Origin of the sequence: Asaia sp. SF2.1 (assembly GCF_000505765.1) — a bacterium.
GTDB lineage: Bacteria > Pseudomonadota > Alphaproteobacteria > Acetobacterales > Acetobacteraceae > Asaia > Asaia bogorensis.
Genome location: NZ_AYXS01000003.1, coordinates 50733 through 60769, shown reverse-complemented (window position 1 = coordinate 60769; position 10037 = coordinate 50733). Strand labels below are relative to the sequence as shown.

15 protein-coding genes are annotated in these 10037 nt (G+C 59.5%); 13 read left to right on the top strand and 2 right to left on the bottom strand.

Translation table 11 applies throughout. The features are described from left to right. The 7 genes from P792_RS37365 to P792_RS23615 form a co-directional block, all read left to right on the top strand. The coding region (locus P792_RS37365) for an LPD29 domain-containing protein (protein WP_023977754.1) at window positions 1-485 on the top strand (485 nt) is incomplete at its 5' end. 58 nt (window positions 486-543) lie between these two features. Next, on the top strand, window positions 544-1170 hold the full coding sequence (locus P792_RS23635; RefSeq protein ID WP_023977753.1) for a hypothetical protein: 627 nt from the start codon (window positions 544-546) through the stop codon (window positions 1168-1170). Between the two features lie 5 nt (window positions 1171-1175). Further along, on the top strand, window positions 1176-1577 hold the full coding sequence (locus P792_RS23630; RefSeq protein ID WP_023977752.1) for a hypothetical protein: 402 nt from the start codon (window positions 1176-1178) through the stop codon (window positions 1575-1577). Next, window positions 1574-1864 (top strand): hypothetical protein, encoded by a 291-nt coding sequence (locus tag P792_RS23625; protein ID WP_023977751.1) that lies wholly within the window; start codon window positions 1574-1576, stop codon window positions 1862-1864. Before P792_RS23630 ends, P792_RS23625 begins: the two co-directional genes overlap by 4 nt. A gap of 5 nt (window positions 1865-1869) precedes the next feature. Further along, entirely contained in the window at window positions 1870-2325 is a 456-nt protein-coding gene (locus P792_RS23620; protein ID WP_023977750.1) for a hypothetical protein, read from the top strand. A gap of 421 nt (window positions 2326-2746) precedes the next feature. After that, a complete protein-coding gene (locus P792_RS37360) occupies window positions 2747-2920 on the top strand; it encodes a hypothetical protein (RefSeq protein ID WP_023977749.1) in 174 nt (57 codons plus the stop codon). Between the two features lie 7 nt (window positions 2921-2927). Next, window positions 2928-3110, top strand: coding sequence for a hypothetical protein (locus tag P792_RS23615; protein ID WP_023977748.1), 183 nt, complete (start codon window positions 2928-2930; stop codon window positions 3108-3110). 227 nt (window positions 3111-3337) lie between these two features. Here P792_RS23615 and P792_RS23610 read toward each other — a convergent pair whose 3' ends face one another. Next, window positions 3338-3817, bottom strand: a complete 480-nt coding sequence (locus P792_RS23610; protein WP_023977747.1) for a hypothetical protein — start codon at window positions 3815-3817, stop codon at window positions 3338-3340. Window positions 3818-3879: 62 nt separating this feature from the next. On the opposite strand from P792_RS23610, the gene P792_RS23605 reads away from it, so the two are divergent. After that, on the top strand, window positions 3880-4743 hold the full coding sequence (locus tag P792_RS23605; protein WP_023977746.1) for a DNA/RNA non-specific endonuclease: 864 nt from the start codon (window positions 3880-3882) through the stop codon (window positions 4741-4743). Here the strand turns inward: P792_RS23605 and P792_RS23600 are convergent, their stop codons facing one another. Then, entirely contained in the window at window positions 4744-4992 is a 249-nt protein-coding gene (locus P792_RS23600) for a WGR domain-containing protein (protein WP_035439351.1), read from the bottom strand. It lies immediately after the preceding gene. Between the two features lie 144 nt (window positions 4993-5136). Between P792_RS23600 and P792_RS23595 the strand changes: the two genes are divergently transcribed. The 5 genes from P792_RS23595 to P792_RS23575 all read left to right on the top strand — a co-directional run bounded on the left by P792_RS23595 (window position 5137) and on the right by P792_RS23575 (window position 10002). Continuing rightward, entirely contained in the window at window positions 5137-5676 is a 540-nt protein-coding gene (locus tag P792_RS23595; RefSeq protein WP_023977744.1) for a hypothetical protein, read from the top strand. A 92-nt stretch (window positions 5677-5768) separates the two neighbouring features. Beyond that, window positions 5769-6431 carry a hypothetical protein gene (locus P792_RS23590; RefSeq protein ID WP_023977743.1) on the top strand — a complete coding sequence of 221 codons (663 nt, stop codon included), beginning with the start codon at window positions 5769-5771 and terminating at the stop codon, window positions 6429-6431. Window positions 6432-6802: 371 nt separating this feature from the next. Continuing rightward, window positions 6803-7891, top strand: a complete 1089-nt coding sequence (locus tag P792_RS23585; protein ID WP_369794198.1) for an IS110 family transposase — start codon at window positions 6803-6805, stop codon at window positions 7889-7891. A gap of 726 nt (window positions 7892-8617) precedes the next feature. Further along, on the top strand, window positions 8618-9595 hold the full coding sequence (locus tag P792_RS23580; RefSeq protein ID WP_081866736.1) for a DUF3991 and TOPRIM domain-containing protein: 978 nt from the start codon (window positions 8618-8620) through the stop codon (window positions 9593-9595). Then, entirely contained in the window at window positions 9592-10002 is a 411-nt protein-coding gene (locus tag P792_RS23575; RefSeq protein ID WP_023977740.1) for a hypothetical protein, read from the top strand. The genes P792_RS23580 and P792_RS23575 overlap by 4 nt, the downstream gene beginning before the upstream one ends. The last annotated feature ends 35 nt before the right edge of the window (window positions 10003-10037 follow it).

The following is a 10037-nucleotide window of genomic DNA, read 5'->3' as shown; positions in this document are numbered from 1 at the left end:
TACCGGAGTGCATCATTCATGGCCCGCAGTGGAAAATATACCCCAAGGAAGCGGGGTTCGCCGAAGGTTGGCGTCTTGCCGAGCTCGAGAAACTTGCATCGGATCTCGAGGCTGCGCAGCTCGCGAAGGAACGCGAGGAAGAGGCGGCGTTCGCACGTGCGGTCGAGGCCCTGAAAGCCGATGCGGCTTACGCCGATCTGGAACAGGGTGACGCTCGCGACGGAGCACTCGCCGCGAAAAACATCCGCAAACTTCTCAAGGCTGCGTTCAAGACAACGAAATTCAGCGTTCGCAAGTCGGAGTACGGCTGCATCTACGTTCGCTGGAGCGAAGGCCCGTCTGAAGATGAAGTGTCCGAGATCACCGACCGGTTCAAGACCGGCACATTCGATCATTACAGCGACTGCGCCAGGCAGGAAGACACGCCATGGAGCAAGTCGTTCGGCGGTGCCGAGTATGTCTTCACCTCCCGCGCCGAAGCCTGATCCTTCCCATTCCCTCAAGCCGCCGCAAGGCGGCTTTTTCGTATTCAGGAGACTCACGATGACCCGCTTCCAGTTGGTCGCGTCCCCCGCCGCACGCGTTGAAAAAGCCGATCAGTATGCGATCGAGCCCACGCCCGGGATTTTTGCAGACCTCTCCCATGAGGCAGACGCCACGAACGCAGCCTCCCTTGCGAGCGCGATGAACAGTTTCGGCCAGCTGATCCGTCAGCGATCGCGCGAACTGTCCTTTCTCGTTTGCGCCGAGATCGCTCCAGGCGCGCGCAAGCCGCGCTGGTACGCCAGCTGTGCTCGGGACGGCGGGCTGCGCGAGGAGGCGTTCCTGTTCACCATTATGCTCGATGCGACGATCGAGGACGGAACGCCCCCCGTGCGCATGTGGGGGGCAGAAACGGCTCCATTCCAGCTCAGCGATCGCGCTCCTGTCTGGACAGATGCCGAGCCCGACGAGTTCACGCCTCATGCTCATGGGCATCTCGGCTATTATGGCTGGCTGCGGATGATCAATGCCCGTGTTCAGTTGCTCACAAACTCGCGCTGCTCCTTGTTCGACCGTACCGACGCGTCAATCATGACCAGGCGATACAAGGACCGTCACCACCCATTCGCCGTGGCGACCGAGCTTATGAGCGCTGGTTACTGCATCCCGCATAGCGGAACGGAGTAAGGGCCATGCCTCGCTTCGATGTAAAAATCGTCGAACGCCTCATCATGATAGATGAGGCGACCCTCTCGATAGAGGCCTGCAACGCAGAAACGGCAGCACGCATCGTGCTGTCAGGTGTTTCTGACGATACCAGTGGCGGCGTCCGTTCCGTCATCCTGCCTGATGGATCAACTGCCTCCCTCGACCCCGATACGGTCGAGGATACGGATATCCTTGCCGAGGTCCGGGCATCCGGCAGCGAAGACCTGATTCTGACCTGCGGTGCCTCGGATTTCCTCCGGACGGATCGCGACATGCGTCGGGATCTGGATGGAATCCTTGCGCGCGCAATTTTGGACACACGCCACCCCGAGAGCCACGACGCGGCCCGACGCCTGCGCGTCTGGCTGAAGGAGCACGACGCATGAGCGTTCGTCAATTCCTCGATCTCAGCACGGGCCATCTCTCGCGGCACGACCGCGAGCAGCTGACTGGATTGCTTACCGAACAACCGCCCTATGCATCAAGCAGCTCGATGACGGGTGAAAGGGGGTGGCTGATCTACGTATCGGCCGACCCGAACCCGGAGCATTGGAGCGAAATTCCCGCACTTGTCAGGATCATCGCCCGCGCCCGTGAGCTGGACTGCGATTACGTCCTGCTCGATGCGGATGGCCCGTTCGATGAAACCCTTCCACTCTTCGACGAGGACTGACCGTAATGGCCGATTACTACACCAAATTTTCCACGCTTCTGCCGCTACAGAACGCAGAAGCGGTCACTCAGGCCCTCGCCTTGCTCGAAACTATGCGCGCAGAGGGCGAGGACGGGCCCTTTGAATCGGATTTCCTCGGCTTTGAAGCCGAGGCGAACGAGCCTCCCGATAACGATTTGCAGCATCTGTGGATTCACCACGATGACAGTGGGTCGGTCGAAGACGTCCTGACCTTCGTGTATGCCTGCTGCGAGAAGAAGCTCACCCTGCCGGTTCGCTGGAGTCTGATCTGGACTGGTGATTGCAGCAAGCCATGCCTTGATGCGTATTGCGGCGGTGCGATCGTCCTCGATCTCGCGACGGGCAAGGAAATCGCCTCGATCAGCCTCACAAACTGGGCGCACCAGATTGAGCAACCGAGCCATTTGGTGTTCCCGAGAGGCTGCCGCTCAAGTGCATAACTACGTCATGCAGAAGCAGCATGGCGAAGCCACACCCGAAACGCCCGTCGTACCGCCCATTCTCACCGCTCTCGCGGCGGTATCGCTTTGGCTAACCGTCACCATCAGTGGCGTTGGCCCAGACTGATCCTCCCCAATGCCGTCCGCCCCGAAAGGCCAGTGGACCGCTGGGGAGGTGCTGAAGAAAACGAAAGAAGAGGAGAGGGACCGCTCTCATGGCGCGCACAGCCCTACAAGGGGTTGTCGCTCCGCTCCCGACGCGCCGTGCCGGCGCATCGCCCTTTCCGGGCTGCACGCGCCATGAGCTGCGGATCGGGTCAAGAGGAGAATAGACAGATAGTCGGCTCCGTCCTGACCACCGAGGCGGGCCAGGAGATGTCGCTCGCCGGGTGTTCCGATCCATCCCGAAAAGGAACCCGTCATGACGAAAGAAACCAAGCAGGCCCTAATCACCAACACGCGCGAGATGGCGGCCATGTCGCTCTATGTCACGGCTTTCGTGATGCTGGTCCTGACCTGCACATGCGGCCCGAGCCTCTTGGCCGGGGATGATACCAGGCCTGTTCACCACACCACGCTTCTCGCACGTCGCTGATCCGACAATGCCGGACGCGAACCCCCAACCCCTGATTTCGCTCATCGAGGAGGCACTCGGCTACGAAGCCGAGGCCTTCGGAGAGGATCATCCCGTAGAGGGCGCCGACCTCGTCGAGTGGTTCGCCCAGTGGCGCTTGCGCGCCCAGGCGGCTGTCGCCGCCGCAATCGGGAATAAGACTTCACTCTGAAATGCCGTGCCATACGGTGAAAGGATCTCGCCATGCGGACCGCTCTTCATACCGCCAAAGGTTATGCCCCATCCGCCGACATGCAAGCCGCAGCGCATTGCGCGTATTTCGGAAATCCCCGTCGAACCCTGGCGGAAGCCGCCTTCCTCAGGGACGCCTCTGAAGAGGATGTTCTTCTCGCATCACGCAGCGCCAGCTGGCGCCGTGTAGCCAATTGCGCCCAGCGCTCAGCCCGACGCCTTATTCTTGAAGGTGAGGATTGACGCGCTCGGACGCTCATCCCCTTCATCCAGGCAAAGCGTCTCCCAGGCCGCGATCAATCGTTTGCACGTCTGCCAGGCTCGATAGCGGGCGCTGAACGCGGCCCGGTGATCCTGCGGATCTCCGGTCTGCTCAGCACGCCACGTCATATCATGCACACGCGTGATGCTTCGCAGCATGGTGACGCGAGCGGGAGCAAACCAGATTTCGCGTTTATCCGCGGCCTCGCCTGCATCGGCGGGCAAGACGATCTGGCGACGCATCTTCATACCGATCGCGATGCCCTGCTCACCCAAGGCATTCAGATCCGGCGCCGACAGGCCATAGCGCAGGCACTCATCGGCCATGCTGGTATTTGCGGAGAGCTGCGCCAGCAGGTGAGCGAAGGTGGGCGCAGCGCAACGTTCGGCCGGAAACCGAAGAAGCCTTGCACTTGCCTGAATCATGGGTTCTCCTCGCATGAGGAAAGATAAGCGCCGCTCCGGGAATAAAGTAAAGGGATTTCAGTATGTTGCGCGTTTTTCTCAGCGCCTCCGCCGTCTTTGCGACCTTGGCCCTGCCTCTGACCATGGCTCATGCCCAGACCCGCCCCTGCGATGACCTTTCTGTCGGCCACACGCCGCCCGCATTGCTTGCGCAGTCTGTCCACCCAAATACAGCGATCGTCTGTCGCAGGGTCTATGTTGCGATGCAGTCACTGGACGCGCGCGTTCCTCTCTGGTCGGCCGAGCACCTCACAGACGAGGCGCTCGACAGTGCGGAAAGCCTTGGACGCGTCACGAAATTCTTCCATCCGGAAACAGGGCTGCCTTATGGCCGGCGTGCAGAGCTTGCGGATTACCACGGCTCTGGCCTCGATCGCGGCCATCTCACCCCGAGCGGCGACGCGCCCGATCAGCTCTCCCAGGAGGAGACCTTCTCTCTCGCCAATGTCGTGCCCGAAACCCCGGCCCTGAACGAAGGGGTCTGGACCGGGATCGAGATGGCAGTCGCCGACTGGGCGCACAGGGTCGGCGAGCTCTATGTCGTGACCGGTCCCGTGCTTCAGGCAAATGGGCCGACGATCGGCTGGGACCGCATTCCGGTCCCCGTTGCAATCTGGAAGGCGGTCTACGATCCCGTTCACGAGCGGGGCGGCGCGTGGCTGTGCCGCAATGACGATGCGCCGGTCTGCGAGGCGCTGAGCTTCGTGGCGCTCGAACAACGGATCGGTATTGACCCGTTCCCGAGCCTCTCCCTGCAGAGTCACAATGCTGATCCCGCGCTGCCTCAGCCGGAAATCAGCCCTTACACCCCGCGCTCACGATCGACCGGTGCAGAGCGACGCGCCCTCATCGACCCGATGCTGCGCGGCTTCTCCCGACGCTTCTGATCAGCTGCCGATAAGCGCGTATCCGCGTTTCTTTCGATACCGGATCATGCGCGTCAGCGCATTCGCGGCCTCTCCCTCATCCTGATAGAGATCGACGCGCGTGCTGCCCGCCGTACCGATGCGGCCCCATTGCCGCAGCAATGTCGCGCCGCCGAACAGATCGCGGTGAATACTCAGACGATAATATCGCCACTCATTCCTGTCCGGTCTGATACGGCGCAATAGCGCCTCGACCGGGAAGAGGGACATCTGCTGTCCCACCCCGCTGTCAGCTTTGCGCGATCTGCGTCGGGAAATAGCCATCTCGCGATGCTGCCACAAAACCCTCACCCATTTCCATCACGACCTCGCGTGACGACTGCGCAGCAGCACGACCGCGACAGGAGAAAACGCATGCATTCTTCCTGCCTCACAACCGTCAGGCTCAAATTCCTATGCTCCTTGTATCAAAGCGCCCTGCCGCTCGAACTCTTCATCGGGCCGAATGCGCCTGACCTTGTGGCCGTGTCCATTGCTCATGACGACACGATAGGCGATCTGCGCGAACGGTTGGGTAATGAGATCCTCCTGCGCATCGATTGGGATCTCTGGGCGGATCGTGGTGATTCCACCAATGCCCGAGTGAACGCCGTACTCGATCTGCTGGAAACTCCGATTGCCTCCGTCTTTCCAGGCGATTTTTCCGACATCGCCGATCCGTCGGCACCACCACCTCCCGTCGAGCCTTATCTGGAATCTGCTCCTGATGGGTCAGGCGTCTTCCATGTCGCTGATAATATCAGCGGCGACACGCTCGCCGGTCCTTTCGCAACCAATCAACAGGCGAAACAGGCCCTCGACGCTCTCCTCGTGATCCATCCCAGCCCGGAATGGTTCAAGCGCTGGTATGGCCTTGAGCTGGAGTACGCGGGTCAGGACGTGATCCGCGTATAGTGTGCCACGCCGTCACTTCTCACTGAACTGCGATAGCGTCACTATGGATCCGGGTCACAGGAACCAACCTGTTCCCAGTGAGGGCGCCGAACATGATCGACACGAAGTATCGCACTGCCTACGCGGAGACACGCGAGCTCTACGACAGACTGGCGCCACAGATGGGCGGGAAGGATTACGGATATCAGATCCTGTATGGACCAGAAATCGTGACACCCTCGCTCTTCATTCTTGGATACCAGCCGGGATGTACTGAGCAGGATAAGACCATGTCCGAGGAGGAAAAGCGCCCGGCAGGTCCCCCGGATATCTTGGCCTATGCAGACCCGAAAGAGGATTGGCGCCTTGCAAAGGCATTGCTCAACATTTGGCCAGCAGATCGTATGACCGACATGATGGGCGGCAATATCAACTTCTTCCGCGCTGCCACTGTCAACGAATGGAAAACAATCCCGCTCCCTGTCCGTCGTGAGCTTCAGGCGTACTCCCTCAGAACAATCCAGCAATTGGTCGAGGCTTATGCGCCCAGGCGCATTCTTGTTATCGGGCTCGACACCCTCAAGAGAATACCAGGGCACATGATCGACAAGGGCCATGTCTCTTCGATCGATCCGTCACGTCATAATCCGATCGCCCAGGAAGCGACATTGTGGGGAATGCCGGCTCTTGCTGTGACCCATCTGAGCGGGGCTCGTCTCAAAGCCGAGGACAGGCAGAATATCTATAATTATGCGCGCGCCTGGTCAGGCATCTGATCCATCTCGCACATCACTCTTTTTTACGATGCCCGCTGAAGAACACGGGCGTCTCCCCTTCGGGGCCACGTGACACGGGCTCCGCCCCAAGCCCCTGCGGGTCTTGGCCATTCGGCGTATCCCGTTGACGCATTCATCAGGGCGATGCTTGAGCCGAACCAATCGCAATAGGCCATGCCATAGGCCTCGATAGCGTCAAGACAGCTTCCACCCCATCTTCCTCCGCTCCCGTTGGTCGCTTCGTGCAGACGGGTCCCCTGAGAACCCATCTTGACCCCATCTCCGTCCACAGCGGTCCTGAAAGCGTCGGGACATGGCGTAATCGCGACGAGAGGGGATGCCATACGTGTATGATGACCCCAGTCACGGAAATGATGGAGGACAGCATGTGTGCTACCCACAATGATGATCTGAAATATGTCGGCCTGGATGTCTCTCTGGATATGACGTCGGTCTGCGTGGTGAACTCTGCAGGAGACATTTTGTGGCGCGGGAAATGTGCGTCCACGCCTGAGGCGATTGTCGATACGCTGCACGCTCATGCGCAAGGAGCGGTACGTGTTGGCCTGGAAACCGGACAGCTCTCGAATTGGCTCACGCTCAGTCTCCGGCGCCGCCATGTCCCGGTCATCTGTCTCGATGCCCGTCACGCGAAGGCGGCTCTCAGCCTGCAGCTCAACAAGACCGATGACAACGATGCGCTCGGTCTGGCCCACGTTGTCCGCACAGGTTGGTATCGCGAGGTAGCCGTCAAAAGTATGGACTCCCACGCCCTCAAGATCCTGCTGGTGGCGCGCGCCCAGCTCGTGGCGCAGCGTCAGACTATGGCGAACACCATCCGGGGCATCCTGAAGACATACGGACTCCGCATCGTCCGATGCTCAGGCGGGCTTTTCGCACCTAGGGTGCGTGATGCGATCGGTGAAAACGACGTCTTGATGGCTGTGATAGAGCCTTTGCTGATTGCATGGCAGGCGTTGCGAGAGCAGGTTGCTGTTCTCGACACGAGGGTCAATGCACGTGCCAAGTCAGATGCAACGGTGCAGAGGCTGATGTCGGTCCCCGGAGTAGGCGTGATCGTTGCATTGGCCTTTTCAGCCACTATCGATGATCCCGATCGGTTCAAACGTTCCAGTTCGGTCGGTGCGTATGTCGGTCTCACGCCTCGGCGCTACCAATCCGGCGAAGAGGATCGTGTCGGGCGTATATCCAGATGCGGGGATGCTCTCCTGCGATCCTACCTGTTCGAGGCTGCGAACGTTCTCCTGTCACGCCATCCACGCGAGTGTGCCCTGAAAACCTGGGGCCTGGTGATGGCAAAACGTATTGGCATGCGCCGGGCGAAAGTCGCCGTCGCGAGAAAGATTGCCGTTCTACTGCATACGCTTTGGCGTAACGGCGACGTATTCAACTGGGGAAACAAAGCTGACTGTGCGGGTGCGCTGCCCGCAGTCGCCTGAGAACATCATGATCCTTGTGACACCAGTTTCCGAGACCCGCCCGATAGGGCGGTAGTTTGTCCCTACCGGGACGAGGCTTGGTGACCCCGCGCCTTTCGTTGCAACACGCTCTCGCGTGAATGCGATCGGGACATTCGGGCACCGGCCTCATCAGATGCCATGTTGCGGCTGCCTCTGTAGACCGCGGAAAGAACCATGCCCCGGTATGACAAGCGTCTACTATTGAAGATCCCGGCGAAAGTCAGGATTGCAACATGCTCACGCCGGTCAAGACGGGTTCCACCCCATCTTCCTCCGGCTCTCTTCGGTCGCCTACGTGCAGACGGGTCCCCTGCGAACCCATCTTGACCTCTGTTGCGCGCGTCGCAGGATTATTGTCAGGCCGGGACGGAGAAACGGCTCTCAACCGAACATAGAAACGGGTTTTTCGGTCTTTTTGCTGGAGAGACCTTGCACGCGATTAAAGAACGAAAGGCGTCGCTGCGCTATCCTTTCGACCCTTTGCCTCCGGCACAGGTCGAACGAAAGGCTGTTGCTTTTCTTTATTGAACGAAACCGGTCCTGCGAAGTATCGCTAAGTATCGAAACGGCACGATATTGTATGTTTATTGTGTAATATTGAGCTTTTTTGTTGTATCTCCCGGTAAACATGATAGTATCTATCTGTAGGGAATGGCCGCGCTCATAGTAGTTCGGCTTCACGCCTTTCGTTGAGGAGTAATGATCATGGCATTTTTCGAATTATCTGAGGCTGATCGCGCTGCCATTACTTCCGGCGTCTCCTGTGCGCTTCTGTTGGAGCGTTACGGTTACGCTCTCGATAAGAAAGACAGCACGCGCAAGTGCTTGAAATATCGGCGCGGCAAGGGAGAGACGGTCATCGTCAACCATCATGGTCATGGTTGGTGGGATACGGGCGGGACGCTCGGCAAGGGAGACGTCTTTTCCCTGATGCGCGTTTTCAATCCTGGCCTTCCATTTCATGAGGTGTGCAAGGAATTGGGCCAGCTAGTCGGTGTCGAGCCCGCTTCGATCCCTTGGATCCGGGCACAGAAGGCATCCACCGACGCACGTCCTCCCTCGGAGCGCTGGGCCAAGGCGAAGACGCTGCGCAAGGGAACCAAGGCGTGGCAGTATCTGGCCCAAACGCGCGGCTTGCCGGAATGGCTGCTGCGAAAGGCTTCGGCCAATGGATCGATCCGTGACGGTTTCCATGCTGCCTGGTTCAGCTATTGCGACGGTCAGGGAGCAGTCACGGGTGTCGAGCTGCGTGGGCCGGATACGCGCATCCAACTGAGCAATAGCGTCAAGACGCTCTTCCGCTTCCAGACTAGGCCCGGCACGCCCGTGCGTCGTCTGGTCGTGGCTGAGGCGCCGATCGACGCGCTCTCCTTTGCCGCCATGGATGCCGAATGTGGAAGTGATACGCTCTACGTCGCGACTGGTGGCGCCATGGGGCCGGAGACTATCGCGGCCCTTGAGGCAGAGATGGAAGCCATAGTCCCCGATCAGCAATCCTATCTGATCGTCGCTACGGATAAGGACACAGCCGGAGATCGTTACGCCAGGATGCTCTTCGAGCTCGCCTTCGAAAATTGTGTCCGTTACGTGCGGGCGCTCCCGGAAGGAGAGGCGACGGATTTCAACCAGGTATTGCAGGAACGCTTCGCGGCCAGCAACGAATCCCGCATGGTGGTGGCATGAACAACAGATCCGGCGAGCCTCGTCATAATGAGACTTCTCCGTCGGCTTCGACGGCTGACAACACCATCATAGCTAATCAGGTCGAGAACGCGGAAGCCTGCTACCGCGCGTTCCTGCTGAGCGGGCGTGCTGCACAGATGCTGCAGGTAGCCCCCGGTCTGGGTGTCACTATACCGCTTCTCTTCATCCAGTGTGAGGGCATGGCGCAAGGTGCGACCGGCCTCGCCGTAAGAGGTGATCTCGATCCTATGATGCCTGAACTAGGCTTCGATCTAGACGGGCAATTCACCCTTTTCTCAACCGACCACAGCAACGCCGGTGAATTCATCACCGTGAATGGCTGGGTCGGCACAACCGAAATTCTGGCCCTTCGACAGGGCGCCTCTTTTAGAATCCCTGCAGAGTGAGAACTCGACCATGACACGCGATCATTCCGATAACG

What these genes read in the sequence shown, in the direction of transcription:
- P792_RS23600 (WP_035439351.1), bottom strand. Translation starts at nt 4,992, where the DNA reads ATGTCCCTCTTCCCGGTCGAGGCGCTATTGCGCCGTATCAGACCGGAC.
- P792_RS23620 (WP_023977750.1), top strand. Translation starts at nt 1,870, where the DNA reads ATGGCCGATTACTACACCAAATTTTCCACGCTTCTGCCGCTACAGAAC.
- P792_RS23630 (WP_023977752.1), top strand. Translation starts at nt 1,176, where the DNA reads ATGCCTCGCTTCGATGTAAAAATCGTCGAACGCCTCATCATGATAGAT.
- P792_RS23625 (WP_023977751.1), top strand. Translation starts at nt 1,574, where the DNA reads ATGAGCGTTCGTCAATTCCTCGATCTCAGCACGGGCCATCTCTCGCGG.
- P792_RS23610 (WP_023977747.1), bottom strand. Translation starts at nt 3,817, where the DNA reads ATGATTCAGGCAAGTGCAAGGCTTCTTCGGTTTCCGGCCGAACGTTGC.
- P792_RS23615 (WP_023977748.1), top strand. Translation starts at nt 2,928, where the DNA reads ATGCCGGACGCGAACCCCCAACCCCTGATTTCGCTCATCGAGGAGGCA.
- P792_RS37360 (WP_023977749.1), top strand. Translation starts at nt 2,747, where the DNA reads ATGACGAAAGAAACCAAGCAGGCCCTAATCACCAACACGCGCGAGATG.
- P792_RS23580 (WP_081866736.1), top strand. Translation starts at nt 8,618, where the DNA reads ATGGCATTTTTCGAATTATCTGAGGCTGATCGCGCTGCCATTACTTCC.
- P792_RS23605 (WP_023977746.1), top strand. Translation starts at nt 3,880, where the DNA reads ATGTTGCGCGTTTTTCTCAGCGCCTCCGCCGTCTTTGCGACCTTGGCC.
- P792_RS23575 (WP_023977740.1), top strand. Translation starts at nt 9,592, where the DNA reads ATGAACAACAGATCCGGCGAGCCTCGTCATAATGAGACTTCTCCGTCG.
- P792_RS23595 (WP_023977744.1), top strand. Translation starts at nt 5,137, where the DNA reads ATGCATTCTTCCTGCCTCACAACCGTCAGGCTCAAATTCCTATGCTCC.
- P792_RS23590 (WP_023977743.1), top strand. Translation starts at nt 5,769, where the DNA reads ATGATCGACACGAAGTATCGCACTGCCTACGCGGAGACACGCGAGCTC.
- P792_RS23635 (WP_023977753.1), top strand. Translation starts at nt 544, where the DNA reads ATGACCCGCTTCCAGTTGGTCGCGTCCCCCGCCGCACGCGTTGAAAAA.
- P792_RS23585 (WP_369794198.1), top strand. Translation starts at nt 6,803, where the DNA reads ATGATGGAGGACAGCATGTGTGCTACCCACAATGATGATCTGAAATAT.